Below are 19,565 nucleotides of genomic sequence, written 5' to 3'. Positions count from 1 at the left end.
GTATAATTAATTAAATGATCTGTGACATTATAATGACGGGTAAAAATAATTTATATTCATTCTAAATTATACTCAAAAAGGCGCTTCACCATATAATGAAGCGCCTTTTTGAGGTCTATTTAAACCATTTCGATTAGTTCGTCGTTTGGAGATAATACGATTTTTATTACTGCTTTAACACCCATGCGAAAATAAGAGGAGCGACAATGGTTGCATCTGACTCAACAATAAATTTCGGCGTATGAATATCCAGTTTCCCCCAGGTGATCTTTTCATTTGGAACCGCCCCGGAATAAGAACCGTAGGAAGTAGTCGAATCTGATATCTGGCAGAAATAACTCCAGAAAGGCACATCATGCATTTCCAGGTCCTGGTAAAGCATAGGCACAACACATATAGGGAAATCACCAGCAATTCCCCCGCCGATCTGGAAGAAACCGATTCCCTTTCCGCTGCTGTTTGCACGGTACCAGTCTGCAAGCCAGGCCATATACTCTATACCACTTTTCATAGTAGAGGCCTTCAGTTCACCCTTAATTACATATGAAGCAAAAATATTCCCCATCGTACTGTCTTCCCATCCCGGCACAATGATTGGCAGGTTCTTCTCAGCAGCAGCAATCATCCAGCTATGCTCAACTGGAATTTCATAGTGCTCCTGCATCACGCCGCTCAAAAGAAGCTTATACATGAATTCGTGAGGAAAATAACGCTCACCGGCGTCCTCAGCATCTTTCCAGATCTTAAAGATATGTTTTTGAATTCTTCTGAAAGCCTCTTCCTCAGGAATACAGGTGTCTGTAACCCGGTTAAATCCATTCTCAAGCAAATCCCATTCTTCCTGCGGACTCAAATCCCGGTAATTCGGAACTCTTTTATAATGCGAATGGGCCACCAGGTTCATAACATCCTCTTCCAGGTTCGCTCCTGTACACGAAATAATGGCTACCTTATCCTGTCTGATCATTTCAGCCAGTGAAATACCAAGCTCTGCTGTACTCATTGCCCCCGCAAGGGTGATCATCATCTTTCCGCCTTCTTCAAGATGCGTTTCATATCCTTTCGCAGCGTCTATCAAAGCCGCAGCATTGAAGTGACGATAATGTTTTTCTATAAACTGAGAAATAGGTCCTCTTTCCATAATTCCTGATTTGAGGCTGCAAAATTACGATTTTTATAGGCTTTAATCCATTAAACTTTAACACGAAGCAGCAGAATCAAAACTGAGGCAAACCAGTTAAGTGTCCCGGGAACCAAATCAGGCTCCCGTTAGTACCGGAATGCCCTTATATCGGTTCTCCGATGTTTCAGCGTGCTGGTTCCCAAATCTTAGCAGCCCGCTATAATAACAAGAAGTTAAACGGTACTTTTGTCCCTGCTATTAAACTTCACATATATGTTCAATCGATCCCACTTTATTATTGGTTGCTTTGTATTGTTTTACCTGGGACTGTCTTCATGCCGGAATGAGACGAAGAACTATGCTCAGCATGATCCCGTCGCAAAGAATATAGACTCCACTGTGAGTCCGGGCCGCGATTTCTTCAAATATGCCAACGGAACATGGATAAAGAAAAACCCAATTCCACCGGCATACTCTTCATGGGGAATTGGAAACCTCATTGTTGAAGAAATTCGGGATAGGCTCTTGAAAATCTGCACTGAAGCCATGAATGCCGGGGCTGCCAGCGGAACCGACCAACAAAAAATTGGCGACTTCTATTTTTCAGGTATGGATTCCCTAAATATAGAACGTCAGAAACTAAGCCCTATTCAGGAACAGCTCAGGAAAATCGACCAGGCAGGGACACCTCAGGACATCATACAGACCGCAGCCTGGTTGAATACCCTGGGAGCCGGCAGTCTCTTCAGCCCCTATGTAAGCCAGGATGATAAGAACAGTGAAAAAATGCTGTTGCAGTTCTATCAGGGAGGACTGGGGCTGCCTGACCGCGACTATTATTTCAACACAGATAAACGGACAACTGCCGTTCGCAAAGACTATAAAGAAAAACATTTACCATACATGCTGACACTTTCGGGCATTAAGGCATCTGATGCCGGTCAGCTCGCTGAAAAAGTATATGCGATAGAGCTTTTCCTTGCTTCAAATTCCAGAAGACTGGAAGACCTCCGCGACCCATATAAAAACTACAACAAATATGCTGTTAAAGACCTTGACAACGCCATTCCCGGTTTAAACTGGACTGCAATACTTAAGAGCCTGGAAGTTCAAAACGCGGATTCGGTTATTATCGGTCAACCCGAATATTACAAAGCCGTAGGTACTGCGTTAAAGAAATTTCCGGTCGCCCAGTGGAAGGCTTATTTACGCTGGCATCTCATTTCTTCATTTGCCGCTTTTCTTAACAAGGAAGTAGAAAAAGAAGATTTCCGCTTTTATCAAACAACGCTCAGGGGTGTTCCCCAGCAACTTCCTCGTTGGAAAAGAGTTCTCACAACAGAAAACGATCTGCTTGACGAACTTCTGGGTCAGATTTTCGTGAAGGATTATTTCCCCGAAAAAGCCAAAGAACGATATCAACAACTCGTAGAAGCAGTACGTGATTCCTATAAGGAGCATATCAATAAGCTCGACTGGATGGGGCAGGAAACAAAGAAAAAGGCCCTGTTGAAACTTGATAAAATGAAAGCCCGCGTGGGCTACCCCGATAAGTGGAAAGACTACAGCCAACTCGCCATTGACCGGAAAAGTTATGCCGGTAATGTCATGAAAGCTAATCAATGGCAATACAGGCACAGTATTCATAAGATCGGAAAACCTGTCGATCATTCTGAGTGGAATATGTCCCCTCAAACATATAACGCTAACTACAGTCCTTCAAACAACGAAATCACTCTGCCCGCTGCCATTTTTCTGATTCCCGATGTAAAAGACGAGAACGTAGACGACGCTGTGGTATATGGCTATGCAGCAGCTTCTACCATAGGGCATGAAATAACTCATGGTTTCGATGACCAGGGAAGGCAATACGATGAAAAAGGGAACCTGAGATCCTGGTGGACGAAAGAAGATTCTGTAAAATTCACCTTCAAGGCGAACATGCTGGCGAATCAATTCAACAGCTACCTAGTGCTCGACAGTCTGCACGTTAACGGCAACGCTACGCTCGGCGAGAACATAGCCGACCTGGGAGGCATTGCACTCGGACTCGATGCATTTAAGAAGACTGAGCAGTATAAAAAGAACGAAAAGATCAATGGATTTACCCCTCTTCAGCGATTCTTTCTTGGGTATGCATTGGGATGGCTTTACCACACCCGAGATGAAAATCTCGCCAATCAGATTATGACAGATGTCCACTCTCCCGCCTTTTTAAGGGTGAATGGTCCATTCTCCGATATTCCCGAATTCTACAAAGCCTTTAATGTAAAAGAAGGTGATCCTATGTGGCTGCCGCCTCAAAAAAGAGTAAAGATCTGGTAATAAACTATTTATTGTTTTGCATTAAAAAGCCGGCTCCTAAACAAGCCGGCTTTAGTTTACCTAACCTTACAATGAATAATATAGACAATAGAAAGTTATCCAATTCAGACAGTGATACATTGTGGTTAAAATTCACATATACTTTCACAACTTACCACATTCTAATACACATCGTACAAAAATCAAATCCAAGTTAAAATAAAACTTTTACCTTCGAATTGTCTATGATTAACAGTTCCTGTGGGGTATAATTTAAATTTTAAAGCTTGGTTTTCTTCAATGAAAATTGACACTTAAAAATTTTTAAAAAAACATCTGTATAAAAAGCTTAATAAGCGAAATAAACAGATAGCAAAATAAAAATTTTTAAACTAGATCATCCGCGTAAGTGGAATGGCGAAGCTTTGAAAACACAGCTAAGATCGGGCTAAAGAAACATTTAACTATTTTTTAAATAAAATATCTGTGTAAGCGGAATGGCGAAGCTATTGTTAATCTTCAACTAACGTTTTGATTTAGAAAATTTAATTGCACAACTAAAAACTCAGCAGCCTAAACAAAAGAATTACGGAGGAATACTTCTCTCGCTCAATTATTCATTATTCCATCATATTCTATTAATCTATGCGTAATATCATTGGTATTTCACTTTTGCTTCTTGCAGGCATTATAAGCTCATGTAGCTCTTATAAACACGTCCAATACTTTCAGGACCTTAGTCAGAACAGCACAAACGAAGCTATGACCAACTATTCGCCTCTAATTATAAAAGAGGCAGATATACTGGCAATAAGTGTTACAAGCCGAAACCCTGAGTCGTCGGTAATATTCAATTATAACTTAGGAAATATCAAAGGGACTTCTCAAGCCTCGCCCGACAATCCTGTTATAGGTTATCTGGTTGACGAGAATGGCAATATTCATCTGCCCTATATAGGTGCACTGAAGGTCGCTGGGTTAACAACAGCTCAGGCCAGACAGCAACTTAACGACAAACTGGAAGCAATTTACAAAGATCCGGTTGTAAATTTACGTGTAATAAACTTCAAAGTCGCTATTTATGGAGACGTTCTTCGTCCTGATATATATTCATTACAAAACGAGCATACGTCCATAACTCAGGCATTAAGCCTCGCCGGAGATTTAAACATTACGGCAAAAAGAAAAAACGTTCTCCTTATTAGGAATGAAGACGGCAAAAGAAAATTTATTCGAATAGACTTAACATCAAAAGAACTATTTAATTCGCCCTATTTCTATTTGAAAAACAACGATGAAATATATGTACAGCCAGATAAAACAAAATATGCCACGGTAGAACGCGGCTATAGAACTACCTCTCTTATCATTTCTGCACTATCTTTTCTCGCTGTGATGGTTACTGCTTTAAAATAACAAAGAGGCTCAATCCAGGAGAGTAAACCATGGCGAACATCTTAATAACAGCTCCATCTCTTGATGAGAACATTAATATCAGTGGAATTTCAAGCCTTGCTAAAACAATTATTAACAACAACTCAGAACAACACTCGTATTTTCATTTTCGGCTGGGAAAAAAAGATTCAGAAGGCAAAGGACTTAAATGGTTATTTAACCAATTATTGATTATTCCTGGCTTTCTTCTGTTTACATTAAAAAACAACATCACACTAATTCATCTGAATACAGATTTAACTCCATTGTCTTTGATAAGAGATTTTCCACTTCTAATTACCGGGAAATTCATATTAAGGAAAAAAATACTGCTTCACCTTCATGGCGGACGTTTTCTTATGAAGCCGCCACCCAGCCGCTCTATATTCTTCTTTCTGATAAAAACCATGCTTAAAAATGCAGATACAACAGTAGTATTAAGTGAAACAGAGAGAACAGCCATAGCCCGGTCCTATATTCTTGACTGCTCGGTTTTACCAAATGCGGTAAAAAGCAATAATTATAGAAGTGACAAGGATTTCTCCGGAAAACTCACATTTTTCTTTATGGGAAGAATAGTTGAAGCCAAGGGTATCTTTCTGATATGTGAATGTTTGAAAGAGTTGGCTTCATTCTTCTCTCAATTCAGCCTGCATATCTATGGTACTGGCCCTGACAAGGAAGAACTTCTCAGCAAATTATCTTCAATAAATGGACTTAACTATAGTTATCATGGGGTAGTAAGAGGCAATTACAAGGAAGAAGTTTTAAGAAATGCTCATGTTTTTCTCCTCCCCTCCCGTTTTGGTGAAGGCTTACCTATAGCTATGCTCGAAAGCATGAGCTACGGCTGTGTACCAATTGTATCCGACGATGCTTCTATATCAACAGTAATCTCTAATAATCATAATGGTTACATAAGCACTAAAGGCAATGCAGAAGGATTAAAAGCCAACCTGATTAAAGCTTTAACTTACAGAGAAAGACTTACAGAATTAAGCAAGAACGCGCGTAATACTATCGTATCACGATACGACCTTAAAAATTACTTAACCAGTTTAAACGAATTATATCAAAAAATCAACAGTCATGAATCAGATAAACTTTTTAGGCATCGGGCTGAACCCCATCACATACAGTGAATTGTTTAAGAAAATTGATGTTTGGATCTCCGATAAGAGCAACCGGTCACATCATATTGCATGTGTAAATGCGTACAACATCTCTCTGTCACTTAAAAATGAAAAACTCAGAAAAATTTACAACGCAGCTGATGTAGTAGGTGCAGATGGAATGCCTTTCGTGAGATGGATCCGGTCAATAAACAAACAGTCCTGTGATCGCATCGCCGCTCCTGATACGATCCTACAGCTCGCAGAACATGCGAAAATGACAAATTATACCTTTTATCTATATGGTGGAGCACCAGACGTCTGTGTCAAGATGAAAGAATTCCTGGAAGAGAAATTTCCGCATATAAATATTGTAGGCCATTATTCTCCCCCTTTTCGTGAATTGACCGAAGAGGAAGACCAGGCTATTGTAGATGAAATAAACAGTCTCGCCCCCGATATCGTATGCGTAGGTCTCGGTACGCCCAAACAGGACTACTGGATAGCAGATCATCTCCATAAAATCAGAGGATCTGTACTTATCGCTTCCGGAGCCACATTTGATTTCTTTGGCGGACGGATTAAAATGGCTCCGACCTTTATCCGCAGATCGGGTTTTGAATGGCTATATCGCCTTTTAGGGAAGGATTTTAAGAGATTATGGAAGAGATACACTGTTATGTACTTCCTGTTTATGTACCACTTTTTCCTTCAAAAAACCGGCATAGCGAAATACCATCTCATCGATAGTAAACATAACGATTTCCTTCTTGAGGAACATGTTCCGGCATAAATACCCTACAATAAATCTGTCCGGATCTAATTCTCTCCATTGTCTATCACATAAAGCATCAATATGAATACAGAAAAGAATGCATACTTCTATTATGAAGAAAACGCAGGACCGCAACAGTCAGGAAGCTTCCGCAATATAATAGGAGAATACTTATACCATTGGCCTTTATTTGTCTTATTTCTGCTTATAAGCGTTACAGGTGCTCTGATTTATCTGCACTATGCAACACCTGCCTATACTGTCAGGGCTAGGCTTTTGATAAAAGACAGCGAGAAAGGAATCGGAGCAGAAACCGCCCTGAAGGAGCTAAATCTTTTTAAATCCAACACCGTAGTTGAAAATGAACTGGAAGTATTGAAATCGCGCTCTTTACTGAATAATGTGGTCCAGGACCTGAAGCTCTGGGTTCAATACCAGGGCCAGGATAATTTGAAATACAAGGATCTTTATGACAAAAGTCCCGTCAGGCTTACTCTTCTGACACCATTGAAAGATCTGGAGAGTGCCAGCATTGAAATAACCATTAAGGATAAGAAATCGTTTATCTTAAAACATAAAAATTCTGAAAGCCTGGTTTCCTTTAATTCTAAACTAAGAAGCAGGTTTGGAACCTGGAAGCTTGACCCAAGCGAACATTTGCCATTGTATGAAGGCAAAAAGATAAAAATTTCAATAAACCCTCCTGATAAGATAACAGATCAGTACGAAAAGTCACTAAACGTTGTACTAACAAACAAGAAGGCAACAGTAGTCGAACTTAGCATAAGAGAAACAACACCTCAAAGAGGCAAGGATGTATTAAATAAGCTAATAGAAGCCTATAACAGCGCTGCTATCAATGACAAAAATCGGGTCAGGCAGAGCACCTTGAATTTCATAGACAAACGATTGTCTTCCCTTACTGGTGAGTTAACCTCTGTCGAAAAAAACGTTGAGGACTTTAAAAGCAGCAGGGGCTTGATTGATATCTCCTCTGAGTCAAAATTCTTTCTGGAAAACGTAAAAGATATTGACTCTAAATTAAACGAGGTTAATGTACAGCTTGAAGTAGTAAATGGAATCGAAGCCTATATCAATTCTTCTCAAAATACTGGGCATGCACCCGCCACAACCGGAATTAGTGATCCTGGACTCGTGGCATTAATTAATCAGTTAATTAACCTCGAATTAAAAAAAGAACAACTTCTGGAAACAGCACCTGAAGGAAGTCCGGTATTTGAAGCACTAAACAGACAGATCAGCGGTATAAAACACTCGATCAGAGAAAACATCAAAGGCATTAAGAACGCCCTTGTAACATCACGGAAACAACTTCAGAATTTCAACTCTAATTTTGAAGCTTCTATAAAAAAACTACCTGGTCAGGAAAGAGAATTCATTACAATAAAGAGACAACAGAGCATAAAGGAAGAACTTTATGTATATCTGTTGCAAAAACGGGAAGAGGCCGCTGTTAGCTACGCATCCACTATTGCCGACAGCAGAACAGTAGATCAGGCTTTTTATGGAAGTCCGGATAGTCCTGACAAAACATTAATATTGGGGATTGCTGCAATAATAGGCCTGCTATTTCCCACTGGTATAATATATGGAAGAGGTCTGCTCAACAATCGTATTCTAACTTCAAAAGAAATCCAGGAAGCAACATCTGTTCCGGTGCTTGCAGAACTGGCCTATCAAAAGTCAAATTCTCCGGTTGTGATAAAAGATAAAAGCAGGAGAATGATCGCTGAGCAATTCCGGTCTCTTAGAACAAACCTCGAGTACATTTACGCACAAAAAAAGGAAGGAAGGGTTACTTTGTTAACTTCAGGAATGTCGGGTGAAGGCAAAAGCTTCGTCAGTTGTAATCTGGGGGCAGCGTTAGCCGCGACAGGAAGAAAAACCGTAATCCTGGAATTAGATCTACGGAGCCCTATGATATCAAATTACCTCCAGTTAAGTAACGATGTCGGTATTAGTGATTATTTAAACGACAAAGCTTATAAAGAAAAAATAGTAAAACGATCTGATATCAATGAGAACCTATATATAGCAAGTGCAGGAAGCCTGCCTGAATTTCCGACTGAATTGCTCATTAAACCACAGATGCAGGAGTTAATAGACTGGTTAAGTATCAACTTTGACGAAATACTCATTGATACCCCTCCAATCCGCCTTGTAGCCGATGCTATGATCCTTTCGAAATATAGCGATGTAAATCTCTTTGTTGTCAGACATGGATATACCTATAAATCACATCTCGATTTTATAAAACAACTCTTCAGAGAACAAAAGTTAAGAAATCTGAATATTGTGTTTAATGGAATAAATTCCTCCGAGCAAAGCTCTAATTATCATTATGGATATTATGATAATAAAGACATAACTAAGAAAGAGTTAATGGAAGCCGGGGTAAGAGATTTCTTTAAGCGCTTTTGATATTAAAAATCAAATCATAAGCAAAAACACAATACCAGAAAAAGCAATATGCAACTACTACTTCGCCTGTATGGGGCTGTAAGAGGACTTAGAACTTCAAACGACAGGACCAATACGGTATTAATAAACACCCTCTCATCGCTATTTCTCAAAGGGATATCCATTCTTATTAACTTCATATTAGTACCTCTGTGTTTAAATGCTATAACAGAAAAAGAATATGGACTTGTTCTAACCATTACATCAATCGTCAATTGGATTTCATTCTTTGATATCGGCATCGGAAATGGTTTACGGAACAAACTAAGTCAGGCAATTGCTGAAAATAATCCGGAGCTAGGCAGAAGATATGTCAGTACCGCATTTTATTATGTAACAATTATCTTCTTATCCATCCTCGTACTTTATACAATTGTACATCCTCTCATAAACTGGCACGGACTACTGCACATTTCTTCTTCCGAGGTACCGGAACTTTCCCTCTGTATTTACATTGTAATAGCAATATTTATTGTAAGGTTCATCTTGCAGCTGATAAGCATGATTCTGTTAGCAGATCAGAAAGGTTATTTGAGTGACGCCATCATGCCTATAGCCAATGTGATAACAATCCTGCTAATATTCATACTCTATAAAAGCGGGCACGCCAACTTTTACAACCTGATGTTGTCAATGAGCATAACGCCGATAATAGTGCTGATAGGATATAACTTCTTCTTTTTTAATGGCAGCTATAAATTTCTGAGACCATCTATTAAATTCATAGATCACTCTTTAAGAAAGAGTCTGTTGACGTTAGGATATCAATTTTTCTTACTTCAGATCTGTGTGATAATCATATTTTCCACATCCGAATTTCTTGTTGCCAATTTATTCGATATGCAATCAGTAACTACATTTAATATAGCTTCCCGTTACTACGGGATTGTCTTCCTGCTATCGAATATGGTAATGGCTCCCTTGTGGAGCGCCTTTACCAATGCATGGTATCAGGGTGATATCAGTTGGATCATAAAAATGGTTAAAAGAATGCACTTCATGAACCTTTTGTTTCTGGCTGTCAACATATGTTTATTCTTCGCATTTGAACCCTTAGTAAAACTATGGCTTGGAAGATCCTTTCATATACACAATCACCTTGCGCTTAGCCTCATTATCTATAACACACAAATGATTTTCAATAACGTATTCGTACTGTTTCTAAATGGTATTGGCAGACTCAAGTCCCAATTATGGTGTGGTATAAGCGGAGCAATTATTAACATCCCAATTACGATTCTATTGGCACGTTATACGGAATTAGGATTAACATCCATTTGCCTCGCCAACATCATCAGCCTGATACCCAGTTCTATTGTAGTTTCTATTCAAACCCGCAAAATTCTAAGTGCCAGGTCAGGGCACGACAACGAACTTTAAGCTGATGTCATCCTCTTTTACCAACTATTAACTGAAGTTGTGTATGAACAAACCTGAAACATTAAAAATGGCCAACGTAGCAATAGTAACGCCTGTTTACAAAGCCTTCAATCAGCAGCTCCCTGGCGAGATACAATCTCTTTTACAGCTAAAAACCATATTAGGTAACAGGGACATCTTTTTTATTCATCCTTCTTACGTTAATGTCACAGAATACATCGAACTGTTCCAACCATTAAACGTCAGATCAATTCTCATTGATGATAAATACTTTGGTAACCCGGTGCGGGGCAATCGGCTTTTTGTTCAATACAAATTCTATTCAAAATTTTCGGATTACGATTTCATGCTGATATATCATACTGATGCGTATGTTTTTTCTGATCAGCTGGACTATTGGTGCAGTTTAAATTTCGACTATATAGGCGCGCCGTGGTTTGTTGGAAATAGCGAACCCGCTAAACCACTCCAATTTAAGGGTGTAGGAAATGGCGGTTTCTCATTAAGAAAACTTAGCTCTTTTATAGAAATTTCAGGCAACAAGCGAATTATCCGGAATTACCTGTTTATGTATACCTTATACCAGTTTCTTCAGGGGAATAATTATAATCTCCTAAGAAAAACGCTTGGTATAAATTATTTAATGAAGATAATTAAACCTCACATGGGCTATGAAGATGAATTCTGGGGGCTTATTGTGCCCAGATATTTCAAATGGTTTAATGTTGCCAGGCCGGAAGAAGCTTTAAGATTTAGTTTTGAAGTATTGCCGGAGGAACTTCTAAAGCTCAACAATAATGAATTGCCGTTTGGCTGTCATGCCTGGGAAAAATACGATCCGTCATTCTGGAAGAAATTTATAGACGTTAACATTAACTCTTTACAAGCAGTCTGGCAGACAGTATAGCCGCGGGGCAGATATCTAAAGACAATATCCAGTATGATGAACATCGCGCTAAAATATAAAAATCTGCCGTTCAGAGATAAAGTTTACCAGACCGGGCTTGTTCTGATCTTAATAATTTCTTCGGGTTTTCCGATGTTTGTAAACGATAAGTTAGTTTACATCACTACATTTCTCTATAGCCTTGCAGGAGTTATCATGTATAAACCTGATTTAAGATGGGTTTTCAAATACAGCTCGTTCTTTATATTGCTCATGCTATTCCAAACGGCTTTTTGGGGAGCATTTTATATTACAACAGCTATAAATCAGATACTGCTATTTACTACTGCTTGTTTTAGTATAGCAATACTCGGGACAAATTTTATCTATTTATATAAAAAGACCCTCGTTATTATTGCCGCTATCGCTTCATTGCTTTTTATCCCAATGCTAATAATACCGGGTTTTAGTGATACTTTAATCTCAGCCTCTCCTATTCATATCTCAAAAACAGCAGAAGCATATGGATGGGAAAGCACTTCCCATAACATCTTTATAATGAACTTTCCTCCCGACTTTTTCGAAGGACTGGTAAGGAATAGCGGACCATTCTGGGAACCTGGAGCTTTTGGCGGCTATCTTTTAATTGCATTAATTTTCGATATGTTGACCACCAAAACGTGGTTAAAAAAAGATAATATAATACTTGTTGTCGCAATCATTACTACATTCTCAACTACAACTTACCTTGCTTTTGCCGTTTTCCTATGCGGATATGCATTCTTTAAAATAAAAAGCCCGGGAGTAAAATGGGGACTAATGATTATTCTTCTCGCCGTTTCTGCTATATCGTTTTTTAAGATTGAATTTCTGGGAAAGAAAATACAGGAAGAAATAGATGATGCTGAATACTATGCATTTACAAAAGGCGGAGACGGCCGGGTAGCCAGTGCTCTCCTGGATTTAGCAGAGATAAGAGAAAATGCATTTTTTATTTTTTTTGGCCGCGGTTCTCACCAGGATACTCGCGTAGCCGGAGACGATAAAGAGGTATTACGCAATAATGGAATAACAGATCTACTGACAAGATATGGTTTATTCTTTTTCATTTTTTCCATTATTTCAATCGCCCTGTCTTTTAAGCAGCTCACGAAGATTGGAAACATCCCTTCTAGCCTCGCTTATCTTTCTCTGTTTGTTGTTCTGATTCTCTCATTCAGTGAAGTATATTTTATTTTTCTCGTTTTTAAATGTCTGACACTATTATACATGGCCCCATTGCCAAACAGAAAAAGAGTACGGATTATTATTGACAAAACTATTGATTCGCCCAATCGGATCACTCCCAGCCATCTCCATACCGGATTAAAAATAGCCAATAACAATCTTTAAACATTCTTACTTTCTCAAAAAACACAATTATGCGGATTCTCTGGTTAACTCAAACACCCGCCAATGCGAGTGAATTATTAAATTATAATAATCCCGGATGCGGGTGGATCAGTTCGTTACAAAACTATCTCATGGATGAAAAAAGCATTACATTAGGTCTGTGCTTTTTTCTTAGGCATGATCAGTTTAAGATCGAATATAAAAATGTCACATACTACCCCCTAAAGCAAAAATACACCTCCCTAACCGGGAAAATATATCAAAAATTCTCTTCCGCTCTATATGATGTAAATACAGAAGGCTTACAAAAAGTTCTTGACGATTTTAAACCAGACATTATTCATCTCTTTGGAACAGAAACGGGAATGGGGGAAATCCTTGAATTAACAAAAATCCCGGTTGTTATACACTTACAGGGGCTCATTAATCCTTGTACATATGCATGGCTGCCAAAAGGAGTTTCAAAATGGCAGGTACTGTTTAATTCGCCTATAAAATCAATTATTTTTAGAACAGGATACTATTTCGAACATAAGTTCTTCAAAAAGCGGGGGATCAGGGAAAAGAAAATCATTTCAAACTGTCAGTTATTCTTCGGACGGACCCATTGGGACAAGAATTACATCCGTCTGTATAAAGATCAGTTCCGCTATATAAAATGTGAGGAAATGCTTAGGCCTTCGTTTTATAACAGACATTGGAATAATCATCCTGACACAGAACTGAAGATTGTCACAACGATCAACCCCTACCTATTCAAAGGTTTAGAGATCATTCTTGAGACAGCAAAGATTCTTAAAGAGAAACTCAATTTCAACTTCAAATGGACCATCCTCGGAATCAATCAGGATCACGAACTGGTCAGGCTTGTTGAAAAATTGGTAAAAACACGTTTCTCCCACAACGGAATAATCCTGGCTGGTGCAAAAGATGAAGAGTCATTAATACAGGAGCTGCTATCATCAAATATTTATATACATCCTTCTCACATTGAAAATAGCCCTAACAGCATATGTGAGGCGATGCTGCTTGGAATGCCCATTATAGCAGGAAATGTTGGTGGGATCTCTACTATAATACAACATGAGAAAACAGGTATTTTATACAATTCACATGACCCATACGAGCTTGCCGGAAGAATTCTGGAATTCTATGATTCTCCGTCTGAACTAATTGCATATGGTAAAAATGCACGCATGTTAGCACAAACAAGACACAATCCGAAAGAAATTGTCCGCACCGTCGTTAACACATACCGCGAAATACTCGGAGAAAGCAATTCCAGACAAAGCAAAGCATCAGAATGCTCACTTACAACCGCTTAAAACGTACTAACCCACCCATGGATACTATTACTATTATAATACCGGTTTATAACCGAATCGAAGTAACCAAGCAAGGTCTCACATACATCTCCAGATCTGTTGATTATTATAACAAACAAGCATCCTCTCCTGAATACAACATCCAAATTGTGATGGTTGACGACGGATCGACCGATGGGACAGCGGAATTGATCAAAAAGGCCTATCCATACATCCATGTTGTGGAAAGCGAAGGTGATCTCTGGTGGACAGGAGCAGTAAACCTGGGTATAAACTATAGCCTGCAGCACTTTGAAAATCTCAAAGCAGTAATCCTTCAGAATGATGATGTAATGTTAGAAGAAGACTGGTTACATGTTTTGATTAAAACAGCCTCTAAACACCCCGGATGCTTAATAGGCTGCGCGACATCGGTTCCCGATTCCAGGGACCTGATCAATTATGGAGGAAGAGACATAAATGCATGGTTCGCAAAGGAGAAAAGAATAAATTATAAAGTTCCACGCCTCAATTTCCAAAAAGGGTATGTAACCGACTCGTTTGATTTATACGGACGGGGACTATACATTCCCGTTGAAGTCTTCCATAAAACGGGACTCTTCGATCAAAAACGCTTCAAACACCGCGGAGATCTTGATATACCTCTCCGCGCAAAAAAAGAAGGATATCATCTGCTGGTGTCTTACGATGCAATTGTCTACGAACTACCTCAGCATTCATTCTCACTCGACTCACAAGAGCATTTAACACTAAAAGATATCTACCGTTCTTTAACTGACTTCAGGTCTTCGAATAACATAGGGTTCATTTATCACTATTCCCTGATAGCCACAAGGTCACCACTTCAATTTATAATATTTTTTATAAGTAATTTCTATTACAATTTCAGAGGCATCTGCTGGAGGTACTGCAAACAATGGCTCATCAGATAGTTAAACGTAAGAAAAGCTTTTATATACACACGCTATAGTACTACGAAATGAACAATACATATCTTCCATACTTCGATGGGTTCCGGGGAATTGCAATAATGTTAGTGATCTTAGGACATCTCGGTTTTGGCAACTTTATCCCCGGTGGCTTTGGGGTCACACTGTTCTTCTTCATAAGTGGATTTCTAATTACAAGACTCTTAATCTTCGAATATCACAAAAACCAAACAATTGATATCAAGAAATTCTATGTAAGAAGATTACTCAGACTTTACCCCGCATTACTTACGATGATAGCTGTTACTTCAGCTCTTATATTTCTTACCTGCAGCAATGCATCCGTTAAACCCTACATCTTCTCAGGCATTTTTTACTATACAAATTATTACATCAGCTTCTTCAGATCTGCGGCTCCGTTAGATTGTGAGCGTGTATTTGATGCTCTATGGTCACTGGCAGTTGAAGAGCACTTCTATCTTTTCTTCCCTTTTATCTTTTTGTTCTTTAATAAAAACACCCGGCACCTTATATCCATACTAATACTGATAGCAATCCTCTCTTTACTCATACGACTGTTTATACTCATGTTCAATAATGATTTTAACCAATCGAGCTTAATCATTTACCATTCAACTCATACAAGAGTGGATTCGATCATCTACGGCTGTTTATCTGCTATTCTGATCTATAAACAAAATAGCAAAACCTACATGGGTATTTTGAACAATAAATTGACCGTATTTATAGGAGTTGCTTTAATTCTCATTTCGCTCTTATACCGCGACCCGCTCTTCAGAGAATCAATTCGATACTCTATTCAGGGTTTGGCTTTAATGCTGCTCCTCCCTGGTCCAATGTTCTATCCATCTGATTCCCTGTTAAAAAAACTTATTGAAAGTCCCGCACTGATCTTCATCGGAAAACTCAGCTACTCTCTTTATCTTTTTAACGGACTGTGCATTATGATGATGAATGAATACTTTCAGGAAAACTTTTTCGAGGGGGTCCATTCAGCCAAATGGATGGCAGCCACTATTTCTTTGACGATAATATTTTCTCTGACCTCTTACTATCTGGTCGAAAAACCCTTTGTACATATAAGAAAACAATTTGGATCAAACGTTTTATAAAACAGATTTCGTATGATGAAAACGATTGTTATAACATCTGCATTTCTACCCGGTAACCTGGAAAACTACTGCAAAGAAAATTCCTTACAGGTTATAAGATTAAATAATGATATTAAATCCATATTCCCTAAGTTTATATTGATTCTAAAAATGATCAAAGATACATTGAAGTGTTTAGGTCATTTGAAAGAGATAAGAAAAGCAGATCAGATTATATGTGTATTCTTTATTTCTGTACCGATTCTTATTTTCCGTAAGCTTGGTCTTATAAATAAGAACACTACAATTATCTGGGCCGGCTTTTTCCTCCACAACAAGAAGTATTTCAGCATATTCAAAAAAATCTTCACCCTGCTTTTCACTCATAAAGATAAGTTGATTGTATATTCAGAATATGAGCGTAAACTGTACTCTGAAGAACTCGGTTTAAGCCCCGGCGCACTCTACTATGTACCTCTGGTATTTAATCCCGGAAAATCAATTTACACGGATTATACAAAAAGAGTTGAATGGGAACAACTTCCGGAAAAATATTATTTCTCCGGTGGCTACAGTCACCGCGACTATGCAACACTTATTAAGGTATTTGAAAACATTTCTCATCCCCTGATAATCTGTTCCTCAACATTAAATGATGACGTAAAAGGAGCAAAACTCCCTAACAATGTCATTATCCTGAATGACGTTCAGAAGGAAGACTTCAGTGAGCTCATCAAAAGATCCGAAGGATGTGTTATCCTGATCAAAGATGACTCAGGTGCAGCCGGACAGCTTTTTACACTTGAAGCAATGTATCATAAACGTATCGTAATTTCATCTTCTTCCAGCATTCTGAAAGAAATGATCAGCAATGAAGCTAATGGCTTTGTCGTACACAATGCAGAAAAGGAAATCCCTCAAATCATCAAAAACCTCGAATCAGACTTATTTGACAAAGAACTTATTGGAAAAAATGCGCATGAGACCGTTATCAACAACTATGGCCGTGCCAAACACAACATTATGATGGACCAGGTTATTCGCTAACCGCCCGATAAAACATTAAGTAAATCTAAAACATCACGATTGAAGTCATGAAACAAAAGACAATTGTTGTAACAGGAGGATCAGGATTCGTAGGATCAAATCTTATAAAAAAGCTCAATCAACGGGGAGTAACAAATATTATCATTATAGACAACTACGACGAACAGAAATTCTGGAATATAAAAAACTGCTCATTCGTAGATTATATATCCTATAAAAATGAATTAAAAGAAATTGAACAACAGCTGGACAAATATGAAATTGAAGCCATTCTTCACATCGGGGCCAATGCGGACGTATTAATTAAAGACGCAAATCTGATGATGGCCTCAAATTACGAACACTCTAAATTCTACTTAAACTTCTGCATCAGGAGAAATATCCCGCTTCTATATGCCTCAAGCTCTGCCGTATACGGAAATTCATATAACTGTGTAGTCGGGGATAATTTCGAACACCCTCACAATGTATATTCCTGGTCAAAATGGATGTTTGACAAATTAGTTCTGAATAATATCGACACATTCACAAACAGGGTAATTGGATTGAGATTCTTCAATATCTTTGGCCACGGAGAATCTCATAAAGGCAAAAATGCCAGCCTGCCCCATCGTTTCTTTTCATTTATTCAGAATAATGGCTATATAGATCTTTTTAATAAAGAAATCCAAAGAGATTATGTTTGGGTAGAAGATGTTGCAAATGTCATTTTGGATATATTGTACAATTCCTCTTTACCAAACGGAATCTATAACCTTGGCTCCGGAAATCCCATTTCACATAAGTCCCTCGCCGAAATTGTATCCAATTCATTCATTGAAAGAGGACTCAAAAATTCCGGCGATCGCCTCGTCCGTCTTATTCCCATGCCGGATGACTTAACAGACAGTTTTCAATTTTTTACCCGCGCAGAGAATCTTCATGAAATAGTACAGCGTTACACCAGCAACAACGAAGAAAAGGTCAAGCTATATATTAATGAATTAATCGATTTGCACGAAGAGAAAGACGAAACCAATCTCATATCCAGCTCATTATGAAAGTTTTCTATTTAACAAGTTCAGCATACTCAGACAATCAGATAAATCTGATCCACCATTTTCCGGAGGAATATGAGTTAACCTACGGAGTAATTATTCCTTCAAAAAACTCCAACTATACGGAAGAAGAGCTTTCATCATATTGCGAGCAGCATAATATCAGATTCTTGCCCTTTAAACTAAAATATCGCTTCAGAAATCCGCTTCTGTTTCTCAGTTATTACAGAATAATTAAAACAATTAAGTCTACAAAGCCCGACGTGGTTCTCTTTGCCAATTTCGATCAGCTCTATCTTAACTTAATGCTATTGTTACTGAATCCCAAAAATACAATTATTGCAATGCATGATGTAAGTAATCATAGTAAAACAGCTTTTGACAAACTAGTAAGCCTTAGTAAAACAATTTTATTCAAAAATTTCAACCGTTTTTTAACTTACTCAAAATCACAATCGCGTTTACTTAATGAGAGGTATCCCGGAAAAAAAATCTATACAATCCCTCTTCCTTTAATTGGTTTTGGTAAACCGGAGATACTTACTCCACGCAAAAACAAGAATGTGACATTCTTATTTTTCGGAAACATCCAGCATTATAAAGGCCTTGATATTTTGCTTAAAGCTGTCAACAGGCTCTCAAAGCGATATTCTAATTTCAGACTGCTGATCGCCGGAAGATGTACAGACTGGGAAGAACTGTACGCTCCTCTTGTTTTAAACAAAGAATTAGTTTCTGTTAATATCGGATTCATTAAGAACGAAGATATTCCTCGGTACTTCTTAAGTTCCGATTATCTCATTCTTCCATATCGGGACACAACGCAAAGCGGACCACTGATGATTGCATATCATTACAATACACCTGTAATAGCAAGCAATGCTGTTGGTTTTAGAGAGTTCTTTGAGGAGCAGACATCTGGTTATATGTTTGACCTAGAGATACCCAATGACATTGATCGGGTATTGGCAGAAGCCATAGAACGTACAGAAGATGACTACCTCGAGCTCAGGAAAAGACAGAAAGAATATGTTAACAGCAATTACTCAATGGAGAAGCTGGTAAAATCATACCAAACAATGTTCAATGAAACTGCAGGCAAAAAGCAGGAGCTTGCCCTTTCTCTATAACCTTAGTTACCAAAAGTATATTACCTGTCGAATTTAAAAAGCCGGAATCAGCTATCAGCCTATGACTGCTGATCTCAATGCTTGTCTTAAATATTTTT

At 38.4% G+C, this 19,565-nt stretch carries 15 protein-coding genes; 14 read left to right on the top strand and 1 reads right to left on the bottom strand.

The window, feature by feature from the left end; translation table 11 throughout:
* Positions 1 to 166 precede the first annotated feature (166 nt).
* Entirely contained in the window at positions 167 to 1,141 is a 975-nt protein-coding gene (locus tag DDR33_RS20525) for a deoxyhypusine synthase family protein (protein WP_109417674.1), read from the bottom strand.
* 255 nt (positions 1,142 to 1,396) lie between these two features.
* Here DDR33_RS20525 and DDR33_RS20520 point away from each other — a divergent pair, with 255 nt between their 5' ends.
* From DDR33_RS20520 to DDR33_RS20455, 14 genes are all read left to right on the top strand, one after another.
* Positions 1,397 to 3,448 (top strand): M13 family metallopeptidase, encoded by a 2,052-nt coding sequence (locus DDR33_RS20520; RefSeq protein WP_109417673.1) that lies wholly within the window; start codon positions 1,397 to 1,399, stop codon positions 3,446 to 3,448.
* A gap of 624 nt (positions 3,449 to 4,072) precedes the next feature.
* Positions 4,073 to 4,843: a polysaccharide biosynthesis/export family protein gene (locus DDR33_RS20515; protein ID WP_109417672.1), complete on the top strand. Its 771-nt coding sequence runs from the start codon at positions 4,073 to 4,075 to the stop codon at positions 4,841 to 4,843.
* A gap of 29 nt (positions 4,844 to 4,872) precedes the next feature.
* Complete coding sequence (locus tag DDR33_RS20510) at positions 4,873 to 6,003, top strand: glycosyltransferase family 4 protein (protein ID WP_109417671.1); 1,131 nt, start codon at positions 4,873 to 4,875, stop codon at positions 6,001 to 6,003.
* Positions 5,951 to 6,766: a WecB/TagA/CpsF family glycosyltransferase gene (locus DDR33_RS20505; protein WP_109417670.1), complete on the top strand. Its 816-nt coding sequence runs from the start codon at positions 5,951 to 5,953 to the stop codon at positions 6,764 to 6,766. Before DDR33_RS20510 ends, DDR33_RS20505 begins: the two co-directional genes overlap by 53 nt.
* Before the next feature lie 63 nt (positions 6,767 to 6,829).
* Positions 6,830 to 9,190 carry a GumC family protein gene (locus DDR33_RS20500; protein ID WP_109417669.1) on the top strand — a complete coding sequence of 787 codons (2,361 nt, stop codon included), beginning with the start codon at positions 6,830 to 6,832 and terminating at the stop codon, positions 9,188 to 9,190.
* Between the two features lie 48 nt (positions 9,191 to 9,238).
* Complete coding sequence (locus DDR33_RS20495) at positions 9,239 to 10,609, top strand: lipopolysaccharide biosynthesis protein (protein WP_109417668.1); 1,371 nt, start codon at positions 9,239 to 9,241, stop codon at positions 10,607 to 10,609.
* A gap of 43 nt (positions 10,610 to 10,652) precedes the next feature.
* On the top strand, positions 10,653 to 11,516 hold the full coding sequence (locus DDR33_RS20490) for a DUF5672 family protein (protein WP_109417667.1): 864 nt from the start codon (positions 10,653 to 10,655) through the stop codon (positions 11,514 to 11,516).
* Between the two features lie 33 nt (positions 11,517 to 11,549).
* Complete coding sequence (locus DDR33_RS20485; protein ID WP_109417666.1) at positions 11,550 to 12,887, top strand: hypothetical protein; 1,338 nt, start codon at positions 11,550 to 11,552, stop codon at positions 12,885 to 12,887.
* A 29-nt stretch (positions 12,888 to 12,916) separates the two neighbouring features.
* Entirely contained in the window at positions 12,917 to 14,212 is a 1,296-nt protein-coding gene (locus DDR33_RS20480; RefSeq protein ID WP_109417665.1) for a glycosyltransferase family 4 protein, read from the top strand.
* Positions 14,213 to 14,229: 17 nt separating this feature from the next.
* The gene (locus tag DDR33_RS20475; protein ID WP_158280820.1) at positions 14,230 to 15,144 is read left to right on the top strand and encodes a glycosyltransferase family 2 protein; all 915 of its coding nucleotides are present in this window, start codon (positions 14,230 to 14,232) and stop codon (positions 15,142 to 15,144) included.
* Between the two features lie 47 nt (positions 15,145 to 15,191).
* Positions 15,192 to 16,274 carry an acyltransferase family protein gene (locus tag DDR33_RS20470; RefSeq protein ID WP_109417663.1) on the top strand — a complete coding sequence of 361 codons (1,083 nt, stop codon included), beginning with the start codon at positions 15,192 to 15,194 and terminating at the stop codon, positions 16,272 to 16,274.
* A 12-nt stretch (positions 16,275 to 16,286) separates the two neighbouring features.
* Positions 16,287 to 17,300, top strand: a complete 1,014-nt coding sequence (locus DDR33_RS20465; protein ID WP_109417662.1) for a glycosyltransferase — start codon at positions 16,287 to 16,289, stop codon at positions 17,298 to 17,300.
* 47 nt (positions 17,301 to 17,347) lie between these two features.
* Positions 17,348 to 18,340 (top strand): NAD-dependent epimerase/dehydratase family protein, encoded by a 993-nt coding sequence (locus tag DDR33_RS20460; protein ID WP_109417661.1) that lies wholly within the window; start codon positions 17,348 to 17,350, stop codon positions 18,338 to 18,340.
* Positions 18,337 to 19,467 carry a glycosyltransferase family 4 protein gene (locus DDR33_RS20455; protein WP_109417660.1) on the top strand — a complete coding sequence of 377 codons (1,131 nt, stop codon included), beginning with the start codon at positions 18,337 to 18,339 and terminating at the stop codon, positions 19,465 to 19,467. Before DDR33_RS20460 ends, DDR33_RS20455 begins: the two co-directional genes overlap by 4 nt.
* Positions 19,468 to 19,565: the final 98 nt, after the last annotated feature.

It is taken from the genome of Pararcticibacter amylolyticus (assembly GCF_003130405.1).
In the GTDB taxonomy this organism is placed as follows: Bacteria; Bacteroidota; Bacteroidia; order Sphingobacteriales; family Sphingobacteriaceae; genus Arcticibacter; species Arcticibacter amylolyticus.
Note: the sequence above shows the minus strand (reverse complement) of the source record. Positions and strands in the feature narration are given on the sequence as shown.